The sequence below is a fragment of the Microbulbifer maximicatervae (SeqCode) genome (genome assembly GCF_052468295.1).
This window is the reverse complement of sequence record NZ_CP174340.1, coordinates 1,821,876-1,838,905: the sequence shown is the minus strand read 5'-3', so window position 1 is coordinate 1,838,905 and position 17,030 is coordinate 1,821,876. Positions and strand designations below refer to the sequence as shown.

Annotated in this window: 12 protein-coding genes; 10 read left to right on the top strand and 2 right to left on the bottom strand. The window is 49.5% G+C overall.

Going from position 1 to position 17,030, the window contains the following annotated elements; genetic code table 11:
• Positions 1–69: 69 nt before the first annotated feature.
• Positions 70–879 (bottom strand): SDR family oxidoreductase, encoded by an 810-nt coding sequence (locus ACJJIQ_RS08330; RefSeq protein WP_445364307.1) that lies wholly within the window; start codon positions 877–879, stop codon positions 70–72.
• A 58-nt stretch (positions 880–937) separates the two neighbouring features.
• Here ACJJIQ_RS08330 and ACJJIQ_RS08325 point away from each other — a divergent pair, with 58 nt between their 5' ends.
• The 10 genes from ACJJIQ_RS08325 to ACJJIQ_RS08280 all read left to right on the top strand — a co-directional run bounded on the left by ACJJIQ_RS08325 (position 938) and on the right by ACJJIQ_RS08280 (position 15,775).
• Positions 938–1,828 carry a LysR family transcriptional regulator gene (locus ACJJIQ_RS08325; protein WP_444908347.1) on the top strand — a complete coding sequence of 297 codons (891 nt, stop codon included), beginning with the start codon at positions 938–940 and terminating at the stop codon, positions 1,826–1,828.
• Between the two features lie 436 nt (positions 1,829–2,264).
• Positions 2,265–3,296, top strand: a complete 1,032-nt coding sequence (locus tag ACJJIQ_RS08320) for a M12 family metallo-peptidase (RefSeq protein ID WP_445364306.1) — start codon at positions 2,265–2,267, stop codon at positions 3,294–3,296.
• 308 nt (positions 3,297–3,604) lie between these two features.
• Positions 3,605–3,769, top strand: a complete 165-nt coding sequence (locus ACJJIQ_RS08315) for a helix-turn-helix domain-containing protein (RefSeq protein WP_445364305.1) — start codon at positions 3,605–3,607, stop codon at positions 3,767–3,769.
• Entirely contained in the window at positions 3,759–5,258 is a 1,500-nt protein-coding gene (locus tag ACJJIQ_RS08310; protein ID WP_445364304.1) for a sigma-54 interaction domain-containing protein, read from the top strand. Before ACJJIQ_RS08315 ends, ACJJIQ_RS08310 begins: the two co-directional genes overlap by 11 nt.
• Positions 5,259–5,714: 456 nt before the next feature.
• The gene (locus ACJJIQ_RS08305; protein ID WP_445364303.1) at positions 5,715–9,230 is read left to right on the top strand and encodes a DEAD/DEAH box helicase family protein; all 3,516 of its coding nucleotides are present in this window, start codon (positions 5,715–5,717) and stop codon (positions 9,228–9,230) included.
• Between the two features lie 154 nt (positions 9,231–9,384).
• Entirely contained in the window at positions 9,385–10,959 is a 1,575-nt protein-coding gene (locus ACJJIQ_RS08300; protein WP_445364302.1) for a type I restriction-modification system subunit M, read from the top strand.
• Positions 10,956–12,143 (top strand): restriction endonuclease subunit S, encoded by a 1,188-nt coding sequence (locus tag ACJJIQ_RS08295; RefSeq protein WP_445364301.1) that lies wholly within the window; start codon positions 10,956–10,958, stop codon positions 12,141–12,143. The genes ACJJIQ_RS08300 and ACJJIQ_RS08295 overlap by 4 nt, the downstream gene beginning before the upstream one ends.
• A gap of 748 nt (positions 12,144–12,891) precedes the next feature.
• Entirely contained in the window at positions 12,892–13,983 is a 1,092-nt protein-coding gene (locus ACJJIQ_RS08290; protein WP_445364300.1) for a ComEC/Rec2 family competence protein, read from the top strand.
• A 2-nt stretch (positions 13,984–13,985) separates the two neighbouring features.
• A complete protein-coding gene (locus ACJJIQ_RS08285; RefSeq protein WP_445364299.1) occupies positions 13,986–14,651 on the top strand; it encodes a hypothetical protein in 666 nt (221 codons plus the stop codon).
• Positions 14,652–14,848: 197 nt separating this feature from the next.
• Entirely contained in the window at positions 14,849–15,775 is a 927-nt protein-coding gene (locus ACJJIQ_RS08280) for a metallophosphoesterase (protein WP_445364298.1), read from the top strand.
• 261 nt (positions 15,776–16,036) lie between these two features.
• On the opposite strand, the gene ACJJIQ_RS08275 is transcribed toward ACJJIQ_RS08280, so the two are convergent.
• On the bottom strand, positions 16,037–16,879 hold the full coding sequence (locus ACJJIQ_RS08275) for a mechanosensitive ion channel family protein (protein ID WP_445364297.1): 843 nt from the start codon (positions 16,877–16,879) through the stop codon (positions 16,037–16,039).
• Positions 16,880–17,030 lie beyond the last annotated feature (151 nt).

Sequence of the window (17,030 nt, the reverse complement as noted above, 5' to 3'; positions counted from 1 at the left end):
AGTCCTCTTTCCAACTGGTATAACGATCAGTTGGAGATTGTTAAGTTGAAGCGGGCATTGGCTGTGAAGTTAGATAATTCCACCGTTGGCTCGTATAACTTGGCCGTTGATCCAGCCACCTTGCTCACTGACTAAAAAGGCAACGGTATTCGCAATATCTTCAGGCCTTCCCAATCGCTCAAGTGGCGACATTTTGGCAAGAGTTCCCACCATTTCATCAGTCTTTCCCGACAGGAAGAGCTCGGTAGCCGTAGGCCCTGGGGCGACGGCATTCACAGTGATATCTCTCCCCCGCATTTCCTTGGCGACTACCTGGGTCAGAGCTTCAACAGCTGCCTTGGTCGCCGCATATACGCTGTAATTCGGCATACACAAGTCGACGACACTCGAGGATAAGTTGACAATCCGGCCGCCTTCTTGAAGCCTTGCGGTGGCTTCACGCATGACATTGAAGGTGCCCTTAAGATTTACAGCTACCTGACGATCGAAATCATCTTCTTCACATTCTGCCAGAGGGGCTAGTTTCATAATGCCCGCATTATTAATGACAGTATTGATTCCGCCAAAGGTGACTTCTGCAGAGTTGAATAGGCGTGAAACCGCCTGTTGATCACTGATATCGGCTTGGGCAGTAACCGCCTTGCCACCCTCGGTTTCAATGCGGTTTACCAACTTTTCGGCAGCTGAAATATTACTTTTAAAGTTCACCAGAATGGTAAAGCCATCCTTTGCCAGGCGAGAGGCGATCGCCGCGCCTATGCCACGGGAAGCTCCTGTTACCAGTGTCACTTTCTCCATAATGATCTCCGTAGTGATTACTGGAGCTGCCCTTGCTGCTCCCTGATTTGGCTGTATTTCCATACTATTCGTGTTATTCATGTAGATAATCCGGCTAAAATGGAATCTATTGTTCCAAATAAACAAACAATAGGGCGATATGGATAAGCTGGATGCGATGCGCTTGTACGTGCGGATTGTGGAGCGGGGCAGTTTTACAGCCGCTTCTACTGATCTTGGGATTCCGAGGTCGACATCGACTCAGGTGATCAACCGGCTAGAGAAACGGCTGGGAGTCAGGTTGTTGCAGCGATCGACTCGCAAGGTCAGGGCAACACTGGATGGAGAACTGTATTATCAGCGCTGTATTTCAATACTTGCGGACGTAGAGGAAGCAGAAGGGGCATTTACAGGTTTATTGCCAGGCGGTGAGGTGCGGGTAGACGTACAAGGGACTATTGCCCGTCATTTTGTTATGCCACAACTCCCCCAATTTTTTGCCCAGTATCCTGACATTTCTTTGGTAATGAGTGAGGGGGATCGATGGGTGGACTTAGTCCAAGAAGGGGTCGACTGTGCTATTCGCTATGGACACTTGGCGGATAGTGAGCTGATTGCCAGGCGTTTAACCATGCTGGAACGGCTTACATGCGCATCGCCACAATACCTGGAACACTACGGCCACCCAAGCTCTTTGGAACAACTGAATGGTCACCGTGTTGTAGCGCTTCGCTCTATAACGACTGGCAAGTCTACGCCGCTCTCTTTTTGTCTTGGCGATAGGATAGAGACGTTGCAAGTTCCGGCGCAATTGACGGTAACTGGGACAGAGAGTTACTTGGATGGCGTTAAGCGGGGGCTCGGCTTGGCTCAGTTTCCAAAGTTTCATGTAGAAAAAGAGTTGGATGCAGGAAATTTAGTTGAAATATTGCCCAATTTTCGCCCGCCCAGCGAGCCGGTATCGGTTGTGTTCACCCAGAATCGCTTTTTATCTCCCAGGGTTAGAGCATTTATTGAGTGGTTAAGTAAAATATTTTCAGTTTCCATTTAAAGGATTGTGATTAAGCTTTCATTTGAATTTAATTTTCCAAAAAGTTATCTGCTCTTCAGATAGTAACTTGTCAAAAATTTGCGAAGTTAAATTATTGGTAGGCGTAAGAATATTTTTTTAGTTAAGAATCATATAGAGTAGCCGCGCACTGTGGATTTCAATAAATATTTCTATTCAGTCTTTTAAAGGCTGCATTAATAGATTTATTTTTATCTTTAGTGCGGATCTTTCTAAATTGATTTTCCGAGAAGCAGATACAGGGAGTATGTCTGTGAAAAGCTTTAAAATTTTTGCGCCTTTCGTGTTGCTATTTTCTACATTTGGCGCTCATTCAGAAGAAAATGTGCATGTTGTTTTTGAATCTCCCATGAGTGAAAGTAGATCAAATCTAATATCAAATAGAACTAAAAAAAGTTTAAATAACAAGATTTTTAGCTTGAAGCCCGGTAGTACCCTTGAGGTTCCCAGTGAGCTCGGCAAGCAACGGTTTACCTTGCAAAATATTCGCTCAACAAAAAATAGGGCTTCACTATCTGCATTTTCTGAGGATGGAAAAGGGTTTATCACCTTAGCCGAGAACAACGGTAGAATTGTTGGCTCAATACAATCTGAAGGTAGGCTCTACAAAGTGAGACCTGCCGGAAACGGTGCGGTTACAATCGCTGAGGTTCCAGACAATTCACTTGTCGACCATGATAGTAACTACTTTGAAGAAATGGATTTTACTTCCAAGGTTGGTGCGCTAAACACAACCTCAGGAATTGCGACTACTGACTCTGGTGGAAAAATAACCGTTATAGTTGCTTATACCGATGCCTTTGAGGCAGACGCCGGTGATGTACCCGCCTACATGGACTTATTGGAAGAGGAAACCAATGTTTCATTTGCCAATAGTGAAGTCAATACCTCGGTAGAAATTGTTCACGCTTATAGAACGAGCTATGCAGAGAGCGGCAGCTTCTATGTTGATCGCGAGTACTTTTCGAATGACGCATACCCAGAAACTAAAGAACTATACGAACTTAGAGACTTGTATAGTGCAGATGTAATGATTGTTTTAACCGGCAATGATTTGTACAGCGGATCATGTGGACTGGCTAAGACGATCTACGCAACGGAATCAACAGCCTTTGCTTTCGCAAGGGAAGGGTGTGCAACGGGGTACTTCAGCTTTGCCCATGAAATTGGCCACCTGCTGGGAGCCCGACATATTATCTACAGTGATTCGAATATGGAGCCGTTTGAATATGGCCACGGCTACTGCAATACCACCCCTTCAACTTGGAGGAGTGTGATGGCCTACAATTGCCCGTCGGATCGAGGCGGCCCCAGAATTCAGCAGTGGTCCAACCCGGATATCACAATAGATGGAGACCCTACAGGCACCTCCAACCTAGAGGATAATGCGCGGGTTATCCGTGAGCGCGCCTGGGAGGTTGCCAACTTCCGGGTCGATGGGGAAAGTTAACGGCAAATTCATACAATAGCCGCTAGCAATGCAGAACTGCTAGCGGTTTTTATGAACGAAGTTGCTCCCAGTTACAATGTTAGGCTTTAGCCTTCTATTTAAAATTTAAGCCTACAGAAGCCTTCGTCACTCTGTCATCAACTTGAATAGGCTCGTACAAAAATTCATCAGCTACTCCGCCTTCCCACTTAAATATTTCATTTCATCTGAAATTTCTTCAATTTTTTGGATATGATCGCTCTTACTGTATTCACTATAGGTTTGGTTAACTGTGTTGCCACTTCGCTCGCGTGATAGAGAAGTGGAAAATGAAGATTGCCGATACCTTGCATGGTATCTGTTTCAACCGTAATGCCGTGATGTTGATATACAAAGAAACCGTACAAAAAATCGACATCGAAGCCCTGGATACGCATTGCTGCCTATTCCAGTGTGATATTAGCGATATGTTGGAGCTCACAGATGAGCCGTAGTAAACGCCAGGTCATGATCAGTTGGGTAGGCGCCAATGATTTGAAGAATACCTCTAACGGTGCAGTAGATGGGCGGCCCCTCGGGCCTATAGCCTCCACTCTAAAGTCTCATTCATTTGATGCGGTTGAACTGCTGTACAGCTATCCGGAAGCTGAGGTTAATCCCTATTTGCACTGGCTTTCCCAGCAGGTCGAAATACCGATTGAGGCCTATCCTGAGTCGCTAGTCTCACCGGTGGATTTTTCGGCAATCTATGAGGCGGCCGATAAACACCTGGCCAGGCTTGTAGATGAAGGCTGCGAGCTCTCTATATTGCTGAGCCCCGGCACTCCGGCTATGCAATCTATCTGGATACTGTTGGGTAAAACGCGCTATCCCAGTCGTTTCTATCGAGCCTCGATCGAGGAGGGCGTTGAAGAAGTAACCTTGCCTTTTGAATTGTGGGCGGAGTATATTCCCGCAGCTAAAGAGCTGAGCAGCTCAAAAATCAATCAGCTGGCAGAAGTCGCCGCGCCGGTAGATGCCGCTTTTGACAGCATCATTACCCGCAACCCGGACATGCAGAGGCTGAAAGCGCAGGCCCAGGTTTTGGCCCAGCGTAATGTCCCTGTATTGATCTACGGTGAGACCGGCACTGGCAAGGAGCTGTTTGCCCGTGCCATCCACAATGCCAGTGATAGGGCCAGTCGGCCCTTTATTCCCTTAAACTGCGGTGCGATTCCACCGGAACTGGTGGACTCGGTTTTGTTTGGTCATACCAAGGGCGCCTTTACCGGTGCAGCCTCCGATAAGCCTGGGGTGTTCAAGCAGGCCCATGGTGGCACCTTGTTTTTAGATGAGTTTGGTGAGCTGGAGCCCAGCGTACAGGTACGGCTATTGCGAGTACTCCAAGAGGGTACTTTTGTTCCTGTTGGTGGCACTAGGGAAAAGCGGGTGGATGTCCGTCTGATTAGCGCAACCCATCGCAACCTGATGGAGGCCGTTGCCAATGCCTCTTTCCGGGAAGACCTGTTCTACCGCATTGCCGTTGGCGTACTGCACTTGCCACCATTGCGCGAGCGAGAAGGGGATCTTTCACTGCTAGCCGGCGTAATCTTGGAAGCCCTGTGTGAGCAAGATGTGGGTTTACGGGGTAAAAAACTATCTCCCGGTGCGATGAACCTTATCCTCAAGCACCCATGGCGGGGCAATGTGCGGGAGTTGCAGTCCAGCTTGCTGCGTGCAGCGCTGTGGTGTCAGGGGGAAACGATTAGTGCACAGGATGTTCGTCAGGCACTGTTTCAGATGCCCGAGAAAAACTCGGGACTGCTGGATAAAGATGTATCAAAAGGCATTGATTTACAGGGCTTATGTGATGATGTAATGCGGCATTATATTCCCCTCGCATTCGACGCAGCCCAAGGCAAGAAAACCAAGGCAGCGGAGTTGTTGGGTTTCAATAGCTACCAAACCCTTGAGAATAAAGTGAAGAAATTGAGCATTAGCTAGCTGCTGCCAGCTTGGAGTTGGAGCATAGGTGTAGGCGTATTAACTACTGGGAAACTTGGCTAGAGGCTGGGGTAAGAAAGTAGAGCAAGAGTAAATAAGTTTACTTTGAGGTAAAAAACGTTATCTTTTGGTGTTTGTGGGATTGCCCCATCATTTTTCAGGTCTCCATTGGGGACTGTAGGGTGCGGTCTAAGCTGCTGGGTGATGGCGTACAGTATTTAACCTGAGGTGGGGCGCAGATAGGGTTTTATTTCAACTTGTTGATATTAAAGAGTTTATTTCGAGATTTCACATTCACTATAGCGAGTGTTCGCAGGACGGAAGTGGTGGTGTAAAGAAGGAAGCGGCGCAACTATTGAGGCTGAAGAGACCTCAGGTATTGATCACCTGGATGGAAAATTCAGTGTAAATCAATGGTCGCTAAGTTGTTGGCACGACACCTGCACTAGCAGGGATATGGAAATAAAAGAATTTATGCAGTCACAGAATTTTGAGCACTTAAGACCTTACTGGCCAGATCTTGCCAGTTTAGCGGGCCACGCCGAGCAATACGTTTACAGCGACCCGCAAAGTGCACTGGTTAAGCTTCGCTGTTTTGCCGAGAAGCTGGTAGGTATTGTCTACCGGGAATGGCGCCTACCCAGCTTGCCCAATGAAAAGTTTATCGATCGCCTGGAAAACCACGCCTTTGCCTCGGTAGTCGACCAGGCCATCATCGATAAATTGCATGCGATTCGCAAAGAGGGCAATAAGGCAGCGCACGAGGGCAAGTTTGGCAAAGGTAGTGGCCCCTGGTTGCTCAAGGAAACACATATTCTGAGTTGCTGGTTACTGCTGTCTCTTAAAAAGGGGAGCAAAGGTGACTTAACGCCTTTCAAAGAGCCTGCCAAAACCGTTTCGCCTGAAGCCTTAAGCAAGGCCGCCGTGAAAGAGTTGAAGGCCAGTAAACAACGTGAAGCTGAACATAAAGCTCGTCTTGAGCAGGCCATCACCGAACTTGAAGCCGCACAGCAGGCCGAAATTAAAGCGCAGCGCGAAGCGGCCAAGCTTAAAGCCCAACTCGATAAAGCAGCAATCAGTGCGTACAAACAAGCCAGTGATGATGCTAAAAATCAGCTGGAACTCAACGAAGCGCAAACTCGCCGCCGCCTGATTGATACGGAATTGCACAGCCGGGGTTGGGATATCGACCTTGTTAAAGGCAAGAACACTGATGAAGTGAGCTTTGAGGAAGAGGTTGACGGCCAGCCCACCGCTACCGGCACCGGCTACTGTGACTATGTACTCTGGGACGATAACGGAAAACCGCTCGCAGTTATCGAAGCCAAGCGCACACGAGAGAGGGCTGAAAAGGGTCGCCAGCAAGCCAAGCTCTACGCCGACTCCCTAGAGAAAAAGTACGGCCAGCGCCCAGTCATCTTTTATACCAACGGCTACGACATCTTTATCTGGGATGATGCGCAAGATGCCTCCCCCCGCAAGCTCTACGGTTTCTATTCCAAGAGCAGTCTGCAATACCTTGTGGGCCAGCGCAGCACTCGGCAAAATCTCAATGCCACACCGGTGGCAACGGATATCGCGGGTCGGATGTACCAGCTCGAATCCATATCAAGAGTGTGTGAGCGATTTAGCCAAGGTCACCGCAAAGCCCTGATTGTGCAGGCCACGGGAACCGGCAAAACCCGCGTCGCTATCGCACTCACCAAGCGTATGATTGATGCCCGCTGGGCCAAGCGTGTACTGTTTCTCTGCGACCGCAAAGAACTGCGCAAACAGGCGGGTAAGGCTTACAACGAGTTTACCAACGAGCCGCTCTATATTGTCGGCAAGAGCAAGAAAGAGCACCGCAAAAAATCGCAGATCTATGTAGCGACTTACCCCGGCATGATGAAAATCATGGAGGAGTTTGATCCCGGCTACTTCGACCTGATTATCGCCGACGAATCGCACCGCTCCATCTACAACGTATTCGGCGATCTGTTCAAATACTTTGATGCGTTTCAGCTGGGCCTCACCGCCACGCCGGTTGAAATGATCAGCCGCTCCACCAGTCAGTTGTTTGGTTGTGATTACAAAATGCCAACCGCCAACTATCCACTGGAACAGGCGATTGAAGACAAGCACCTGGTCCCCTTTAAAGTCGTCACCCATACCACCCAATTTTTGCGCGAGGGGATTCAGGGCGACAAGCTCAGTGACGAGCAAATTGCCGAGCTGGAAGATCAAGGTTTTGATCCCAATGAGCTGGATTTTAAAGCGGCTGCAATCGATAAAGCCGTTTTTAACAAAGATACCAACCGCGCCATCCTGTGCAACCTAATGAAGAACGGTCAGCGCCTGGCCGACAACCAAACACTGGGCAAGTCCATGGTGTTTGCCCGCAATATTCAGCATGCGGAATTACTCAACACGCTCTTTGCCGAGATGTATCCAGGGTACGGGGGTAACTTCTGTCGAGTGATCCACTCCAAGTACGAGCGAGCTGAAGAGCTGATCGATGATTTCAAGGCTACCGATGGTAAAGACTCCGAAATTACTGTGGCCATCTCCGTAGATATGCTCGATACCGGTATCGATGTGCCCGAGGTGCTCAACCTTGTTTTCGCCAAGCCGGTAAAATCTAAAGTGAAATTCTGGCAGATGGTGGGGCGGGGCACCCGCCTGTGCCCGAATCTCTTTGGCCCCGCCACCGATGGCAGCGATGACAAAAAGAAATTCCTGATCTTTGACCACTGGGGCAATTTCGAATACTTCGAAATGGAGCCGGAGGAGGAAGAGCCCCGCCAAAGTAAATCCCTCAGCCAAAAACTCTTTGAAGCTCGGCTGGCATATGCGGAGGAGGCCCTCAAGCGCGGCGAGATGGAAAGCTTTGGCAAAATGGTCCTATTGATCAAGCAGGATATTGATACGCTGGATGACAACACTATCGCGATCAAAGATAACTGGAAGCTCAAGCAGCAGCTGAGCCAGATCGAAGTATTGCAGCAGTTTGCCCCAGCCACCAAAGCGCTGCTTTATGAACAAATGGCCCCCTTGATGCAATGGCGTAATATCCGGGGCGAGAGCGAGGCCTTAAAGTGGGATCTCGATATCGCCACGGCCCAGCATGCCCAGCTCTGCCAACCCAAATTATTGGAGCCCGTCAGAGAGCAGATGCTCAGCAAAGTGCGCAGCCTATCCATGCACTTAAACCAGGTGCGCAGCAAAGCCTCGGATGTCAACGCGCTGCAACAAGATGAATACTGGGCGGCTCCGGACTTCGATAAGCTGGAACATAGCCGCCAGCAGCTCCGCACAGTTATCCATCTGCGGGACAAGGGCGCGGTGCCACCAACGGCGCCGATCCCTATCTACGATATCAAAGAGGACAGCGCGGGTTACCAGGTGGAGGAGCGCAAAACCAATATTCGCACTGTTGACTACGAAATCTACCGGCAAGAAGTGGAAAAAACACTGACGCCGCTTTTCGACAAAGACCCGGTGCTGCAAAAAATCCGTGCCGGAGAGCCGGTCACAGCTGCAGAGCTGGATACCCTCAATGCATTGGTGCACACACAAAACCCCAGCGTCGACCTTGAGCTATTGGCTGAGTTTTACCCGGAGTCCAGTACCGGCGTCGATCAGCTGCTGCGCACTATTATCGGCCTGGACGTGGGGGCGATTGAGCGGCAATTTACCGCGTTTGTGCAAGCGCACCACATCAATCTCAGCGCTCTCCAGCAACGCTTTTTAGGGCTGCTGAAAAGCGAGATTTGCCGCAAAGGGCAGATGACTGTTGCAGATCTCTACGAGCAACCGTTCAAAGGCCTGCACCAGGATGGAATCGACGGGCTGTTCGAGGAACACCAAGCGGAGCTGATTGCCAAATTTGTGGCCGGCTTCACTGTCGATACAGAAACACAGAAATCACAGCTCAACGTGCCAAGCCAAGCTTCAGAGAAAGCTTCAGAGCAAGCGCAGCCCGTTGAGTAATTTAGAGTTGTACTAAAAAAGCGAAGGAAAGTTCACACTGCACTCGGGACCGTATGCGGCATGGATGCCGATGACGAGCGTACAGGCATGTATTCACAGCGTGTCTCGAGAGCAGTGTGATCATTCCTTCCGACCCAGTAGTAAGAGAAGTAACATGATTACAGGCGCACTAAAAAGCAATATCGACAAACTCTGGGAAGAGTTTTGGACCGGCGGGATTACCAATCCCCTCACCGTGATCGAGCAGATCACCTTCCTGATGTACGCACGCCTGCTGGATATGAACGAGACCACCGACGAGAAAAGGTCCCGGCGTACCGGCAAGACTTTTAAGCGCCGCTTTAACAGAAAGCAACAACACCTGCGCTGGCAAAAGCTGATGCATATCGAGTCCGCCGACAAATTGTTGGAGACCGTGCGCGATGAGCTGTTCCCTTACTTCAAGGAGAGTAGTGCCGAGAGTAACGAGGGCACGCTGTTTGCGGAGTTTATGAAAGACGCCCAGCTGATGATCCAGAAGCCCTCGCTGCTGGTGCGCGCGCGGGATATGGTCAATGACCTGCCGCTGGAAAAGGGCGATACCAAGGGTGACCTCTACGAGTATCTGCTAAGCAAGCTGACCACCGCCGGTATTAATGGCCAGTTCCGTACCCCGCGCCATATTATTCGCGCCATTATCGAATTGATGGACCCCGACGCAACCGACCGCATCTGCGACCCGGCCTGCGGCACAGCGGGTTTTTTAAGCACCACTTACGAATTTATCCTGCAAAAGTACAGTTCGCCAGAGGGCACCATTACCGAGCGGGTCACCAATGAAAAAGGTGAGCAAGAAGCGCAGCCCCTCTATACCGGTGACCTTCTGTCCAAGCACCGCCGGCATGTGGATCGCGATATGTTCCACGGCTTCGACTTCGATGCCACCATGTTGCGTATCGCCGCCATGAACCTGGTGATGCACGGCGTGGCCCAACCGGATATCCACTATCAGGACACCTTGAGCCAGGGCTTTATCGACAGCTTTCCTAAAGAGGCCAAAGAGGGCTTCGACCTGGTGCTGGCAAACCCGCCGTTTAAGGGCAGCCTGGATGAGGAGGATGTCGATCCGGAAATCCTACGCACGGTGAAAACCAAAAAGACCGAGCTGCTGTTTGTCGCCCTGATCCTGCGCATGCTTAAAGTCGGTGGCCGCGCCGCCGTGATCGTACCCGACGGCGTGCTGTTCGGCTCCTCCAAGGCCCACCAGCAGTTGCGCAAAACCCTGATCGAAGACAACCAGCTGGAGGGTATTATCAGCCTGCCCAGCGGGGTGTTTAAGCCCTATGCCGGAGTCAGCACGGCGGTCATGATCTTCACCAAAGGGGGCGAGACCGACAAAGTCTGGTTCTACGATCTGCAAGCGGACGGTTTTTCACTGGACGATAAGCGCACCCCGCTCACCGGCAAAGGCAGCAATGATCTGCCGGACCTGATTACCCAGTGGCATAAGTACAGCGCCAAGGCCATGGCCGGCAAATCCGTCAAGAAATGGACCGATAAAACCGCCAAGGCATTCCTGGTGGATAAGGCCGAGATTGCCAGCAATAAGTACGACCTCTCTATTAATCGCTACAAGGAAGTGGTGTATGAAGAGGAGACATACGATCCGCCTAAGAAGATTTTAAAGCGCCTGAAGGCGTTGGAAGTGGAGATCCAGAAGGAGCTGAAAGAGCTGGAGGCGATGTTGTGAATTGGCCTTTGGTTTCTATAGGCGAGCATGTAGAGAAGGTAAATTCTTGGAGTCCTGCTAAGAATTTAGATGCAGATGCTTTCGATTACATCGATCTGAGCTCGGTTGATAAAGACCTGAAGCAGGTGTGTCGTTCTGAGGTGTCAAATATCTTACCGGGAGAGGCGCCAAGTAGAGCCCGTCAGCTTGTTAATGAAGGAGATGTCTTAGTCGCAACTGTGCGTCCGAATCTTAATGGTGTGGCTCTAGTTCCTGAGGATCTGAGTGGCGCTACAGCATCTACTGGATATTGCGTTCTCAGAGCGAGAGATTCTTCTCTAGATTGCAGATACTTGTTTTATTGGGTTCAAACTAAGCAGTTTGTAAAAAACATGATGTCCAAAGCAACCGGGGCAAACTATCCAGCTGTATCTGATAAAATTATCAAAGAAAGTCAGATCCCCCTCCCACCCCTAAAAGAACAAAAACGCATCGCCGCCATTCTGGATAAGGCCGACAACCTGCGCCGCAAACGCCAGCAAGCCATCCAGCTCGCCGACGAATTCCTCCGCTCCGTTTTCCTGGATATGTTTGGTGATCCGGTGACGAATCCGAAGGGGTTCGAAGTTAAGTCTTTGCAAGACCTTCTATTTTTTCAAGAAGGGCCTGGTGTTAGAAAGTGGCAGTTTAGAGAAAGTGGCGTAAAACTTCTCAATGTTAAGAATATTGTTAACGGGGAGCTGGTCTTAGAAAACTCGGATAAATATTTATCTGAAGAAGAAGTATCGACCAAGTATTCACATTTTCTTGCAGAAGAAGGCGACCTTGTGATGGCCAGCAGCGGCGCTACATGGGGAAAGGTGGCATGGGTGAAAAAAGCGGATCTGCCGTTGTGTATGAATACTAGCACCATTCGTTTTAGGCCTATTAATAATGCAGATATTAATAGGGAGTTCATGCGTGGATATTTAGAGTCAGTGGCGTTTACTAAGCAGGTTGATCGATTAATAACTGGTTCAGCTCAGCCAAATTTTGGCCCATCTCACTTAAAACAAGTTGAGCTTTATTTGCCGCCTATGGAGTTACAGCGAAAGTACTCCATGATTGAAAAGTTGGTTAAGAAGGTGGTTTCGGATCTTAAGGCATCAAATCCTCAAGAGCTATTTTTATCATTAAACAAGCAAGCTTTTTCAGGGAGGCTATAACAAGAATTTATTGTGAGGGCACCAAAGCTATCCCTAACCAACTTTCACTCCTTTAGCAAAATCCAGAGTGACCCAATTCGCATCTAAGCGCAGGGAGATAAGTATATCGGTGGCTTTGGAAACTGGTCAATGGCCGGATTTGAAGGTTTAGGCAGCGGTTTAGAGTAAGTGCAGGCAATATGCCTTTAGCTTTAGCATCTAGAGGCGCTTGTAGCGGTCTAAAACGCTGCTGTCTAACTACACTCAGATAGTAAATCAAGTGATGTTTTGGTCCTTGGTGGGAAGTGCTCTATCATTTTTTGATACGGCCCTTCCTTGCAAGCCATACCCAAGAGGCGACATCCTCCCGCATTCCCAGCCGCAGAACCATCCCTCCATAGGAGCACTGTCTTAGCTGCTGCCTGAATACACAGCTTCCTCGCTGCCAAGCTTATCCGGGCGGAAGCGGATACTTTGTTGCTCGCCCCAACTTCACGCATTGAGTTGCGAATCTTAAATCCTCCGCCAATGATTCCCTATCCGCCGGGCAGCCCCGCAATAGTTCAGCCACTCAAATTCCGCAAAGGTGGTCTCCAGTGAGCTTCTGGATAACGAATATAAGAAAACTTATCCCTACATAAATTAAGTTATCCTATTTTGCCATCAATCATTTTGGTTTTTCTTCTAACCTACTGATTTATTTACAAAAACCAACTTGGCATAGAAGTTGACCGTTATCCCATAACTTAATCAAAAAAGGAAATAAGTTATGGGATACGAAGTTGATTTTCTCGGTGTGGGCGATGAATCCAAAAGTGGGGATGCGATTGCGATCCGCTTCGGCAACCTGCATGGCGGCCGGGACGAGCAGACCGTAGTAGTGATCGACGGGGGCTTTAAAGATACGGGGGCGGCGCTGGTGGCGCATATCAAGGAGCACTTCGGCACGAATCAGGTGGATATTGTGATCAATACCCATCCAGATCAGGACCATATTAACGGCTTAGAGACGGTGTTGGATGAGCTGGATGTGAAAGAGTTGTGGATTCACCAGCCCTGGGAGCACAACCAGGGGTTGGCCCAACACTTCAAAGATGGCCGGGTGAGCGATAATAGCCTTAGCGAACGCTTAAAACAAAACCTGGAAAAAGCCTGGTCACTGGTTCAACTTGCCGAGTCAAAGGGGGTGGTTATTCGTGAACCCTTTACCGGCGAGCAGGACTCCAGCGGCACACTGAAGGTATTGGGGCCCTCCCTTGAATATTACGAATCCCTAATCCCCGATTTTGAAGGTATGCCGGAGCGGGCCCCCGTAACCGAAGCGGCACAGAGTATTTTTGATAAAGCTGTGGCCGCTATCAAACGCTTCTTCGCGACCTGGGGTGATGACCAGATCGATGACGAGGGCGTAACTTCCGCGAAAAATAACTCCAGCGTGATCACCCAGCTGGTTATCGATGGACGCAGGTTACTGTTTACCGGGGATGCAGGGATTCAGGCGCTTGAAATGGCGGCTGACCAAGTGGATGGTTGCACAAGTAGCGCCGAGCTCAAGTTGATGCAGATCCCCCATCACGGCAGCAAGCGGAATATCGGCACCACGGTTTTGAACCGCTTGATTGGCGAGCCGGTAATACAGGGAGGGTCTCGCGGTATTACCGCTATTGCCTCAACGGCAAAAGAGGGCGAGCCAAAACACCCGAGAAAGGCGGTGATGAATGCGTTTACCCATCGCGGGGTAGGCGCCTTGGCAACCCGTGGCAATGCCATTCTCGTTAACCATGATGCACCGCAGCGAGAGGGCTGGGCATACCTTGAGCCAGAGCCCTATCACTTCGAGTACGAAGATGAGGAAGCTTAAGCATGGCTGGCCTTTCTCTGAAAACGCAAAATACTGCTCCGCTGACACTACTGGTATTGCTGCAATTGCTGGCGGTGCACGGCTTTAATTCAGCCTCATTCGATATCAATCTACTCACCTCAATCAAGGAGGCCGGCGGGGTGATGCTGGCTATTGGCGTCTTGGCCAGCTGGCTAAGCTATTTACTGCCCACAGGCCTAAAGAACACCTTGATATTCCTGCGCCTGCGGAATGTGCTCCCCGGCCATCGCTTTATTCAGCTGGCGGAGGCCGACCCGCGCATAGATGCCCAGTTGCTCAAAGAGAAAGTGCCAGGCTACGAATCCCTCTCGTCGGACCATAAGGCACAAAATAGTTACTGGTATCGAGAGTTTTATCGCCCGGTATCCGCCCAGGATGAGGTGGCTTCTACGCACAAGTCCTATTTGCTCTACCGGGACGCCGCAACGGTTTCACTGCTGTGCGCCGCAATTTTTGTATTGGCAAAGCTGCTACTGACTGAATCGATGTCTGCGTTTGAGTTAGTTTCCGGCGCGGTGTTCCCGCTGGCCGCTTTGGGTTTTGCTCTGGCCGCCGGTAATGCTGGGCGCAGGTTAGTGACAACGGCAGTGGCGATTAGTATGGCCAAAGCTGCAATAGCTTCAGATCAGGTAACGGCTTCCAGCTAAACCACTTTATATCTATCGATAGTGTGGACGTTCCCTGTTTGTGCTGCATCTAAATGCACCGAAGGTTATTGAGTATGTGCCTCCGATCCGGCGCACTTTCTTGTGCGCCGGAAAAGTGCGCAGATTAATCTAAATATGATACATATAGGGGGATTGGAATACAGAAACGTCCTTGTGTTTTAGGAGGTAGGACTAGCATGGAGCACAGCAAGTACGACATTATTGGTGATATTCATGGTCACGGCAGTGCATTGATTGAGTTACTCGATGTTCTGGGTTATCGGGAAACAAGCAGTGGTTATGCGCACCCAGAACGCAAAGTTATCTTTCTTGGAGACTTTATCGACCGAGGAGAGCATCTTGTGGAGCATCGCAAGCTCCTAAAGATAGTTATGAGCATGGTAGAAAATGGTCATGCCAAAGCAATTATGGGCAATCACGAGTTTAATGCCCTGGCTTATCACACCGAGGTCAATGGCAAGCCCCTGCGCCCACATACCGATAAAAATACTAAACAGCACCAGGCTTTTTTGAATGAGTACCCGGATAAAGATCCAGAAAAATCTCAGGTATTGGATTTCTTCAGATCATTGCCTCTGTGGCTTGATCTTGGCCCTCTGCGTGCGGTACACGCTTGCTGGGACGAAGAGAAAGTCAATTTTTTAGCATCGAGAACCAATAGCGGCAGGTTAACGTCTGAGCTTTTAGTGCAAGCTAGCTCCCCGGGCAGTGGTGCCTTCAAAGCGGTGGAAACTTTGCTCAAAGGGTGTGAAATTGAACTGCCTCAAGGAGTGAGTTTTCTGGATAAGGATGGTAATCGCCGCTCTGCCGTCCGCGTTCAATGGTGGAGCGCTTCTGCAAAAGCGCTGGGGGAGATAGCGTTACCGCGTGGTGTTGATATCGGTTCCGCCGCTAGCCTGCCGGTTCCCTTCGATATTCCTCACTATCTCAAAACAGAAAAGCCTTGTTTTATCGGCCACTATTGGCTTAAAGGTGTGCCCGCACCTCTAACCGAGAATGTTGCTTGTCTCGATTACTCTGTAGCGGGTAACGGCAAGTTAGTTGCCTACCGTTTTGATGGAGAGCAGGTACTGCAAAAAGACAAGTTTGTGTTTGTTGCGTAGATATTAGAAGTTTTAATTGTCGGCTTCTTGTGTGTTGTCTTAGGAATAACAAGTGGCTTGAGTGAGTAGCGCTGCTCATGCGATAGGGCAGGCTTCGCCTCTTATATAGGGTTGTAAGGGGTATATAATTATAGGTAGTCAGGATTTCAAGGGTGCTTTACTGATTCGCCAGCAATAACAGAGGCGCTTCATCTAAACCATGATAGGAATAAGGCACTGGCGATTATCTCTACCAGTACCTTCATTGAATTTCCAAAACCGCTAACTTGCTTTTACTTCCTTGGTCTTCTCGAACCAAAAGTTATAGAAATCTTCAGTCACCAGCTGTTCGATATTGGTGGCTTCCTCTCGGGGGCAAAATACGGTTACCGTGGTTACATCGTGGCCGAGTTCATTCGTTGTGATACAGACTTTTGCATCAGGCCCTGACAGCTCAACGCCCATGCGATTCTCGATCAGGTTGCAGTAGCGTTCGGCAACTTCACGAAAGGACTCGCAGTGTTCTTTAAGTCGCTCAGAGATAAACTTCTTGGCTTCAAATGGATTCATTCCTTTGCTTTCTCGGGTAATCGAAAAGGTGTGCTCGATATACCGGCGCATAAAGTTCAGGTTCTTTACCGGTTGGGTAAAGAAGGCATTGTTAGGGATGTACAGAGTTGTTCCTGTATAGCCATTGCCCAAACCGTGCGGATCGATTTCTAAAAGGGTGGTGCTTAGCCAGTCACTATCGGTGACTTCACCAAATTGATTACCAACCTTTACCCAGTCTCCCACAGTAAATGAGCGCATGTTTGCCTGATATAAGCCACCAACGAGGCACTGCACACCCTCTCTCAGTGCCAGCACAATTGCCACAGAGAAGGCGGCAATGGATAGGGCAAAGTCCCGGAGTTCGCTTACCCAAATTGCCATCAGGCCAACAACCAACAACAAGTTGCCAAGGTTATGTACGGTATTTATACGGCGGCGCTTATCCGCTTTTTGCCAACTACTTCGTGCTATTACTAGCGTGAGCAGACCACGTAATAACATCACTACTGAGATCAGGCATATAGTGATAAATAATTTGCTATCCAGGATATGCGCTAAGAACTCTGGTTTCATTCGGGACAGGGACCTCACAGGAATTACTGGACCACCAATTCATATGGCAACGCCTAGCACCCCTTTATGGAGATAAGAGTGCTATGCCGGTCAGGTGGGTGTTAATGGGAGCAAAGAAGGCGGGAATTTATCCCTGGTGCTACACCTTGTA

Bases quoted from the DNA above. Each gene is read 5' to 3' on its own strand.
- ACJJIQ_RS08330 (WP_445364307.1), bottom strand. From the start codon at position 879: ATGAATAACACGAATAGTATGGAAATACAGCCAAATCAGGGAGCAGCA.
- ACJJIQ_RS08325 (WP_444908347.1), top strand. From the start codon at position 938: ATGGATAAGCTGGATGCGATGCGCTTGTACGTGCGGATTGTGGAGCGG.
- ACJJIQ_RS08315 (WP_445364305.1), top strand. From the start codon at position 3,605: ATGAAGATTGCCGATACCTTGCATGGTATCTGTTTCAACCGTAATGCC.
- ACJJIQ_RS08310 (WP_445364304.1), top strand. From the start codon at position 3,759: ATGAGCCGTAGTAAACGCCAGGTCATGATCAGTTGGGTAGGCGCCAAT.
- ACJJIQ_RS08305 (WP_445364303.1), top strand. From the start codon at position 5,715: ATGGAAATAAAAGAATTTATGCAGTCACAGAATTTTGAGCACTTAAGA.
- ACJJIQ_RS08300 (WP_445364302.1), top strand. From the start codon at position 9,385: ATGATTACAGGCGCACTAAAAAGCAATATCGACAAACTCTGGGAAGAG.
- ACJJIQ_RS08290 (WP_445364300.1), top strand. From the start codon at position 12,892: ATGGGATACGAAGTTGATTTTCTCGGTGTGGGCGATGAATCCAAAAGT.
- ACJJIQ_RS08285 (WP_445364299.1), top strand. From the start codon at position 13,986: ATGGCTGGCCTTTCTCTGAAAACGCAAAATACTGCTCCGCTGACACTA.
- ACJJIQ_RS08280 (WP_445364298.1), top strand. From the start codon at position 14,849: ATGGAGCACAGCAAGTACGACATTATTGGTGATATTCATGGTCACGGC.
- ACJJIQ_RS08275 (WP_445364297.1), bottom strand. From the start codon at position 16,879: ATGAAACCAGAGTTCTTAGCGCATATCCTGGATAGCAAATTATTTATC.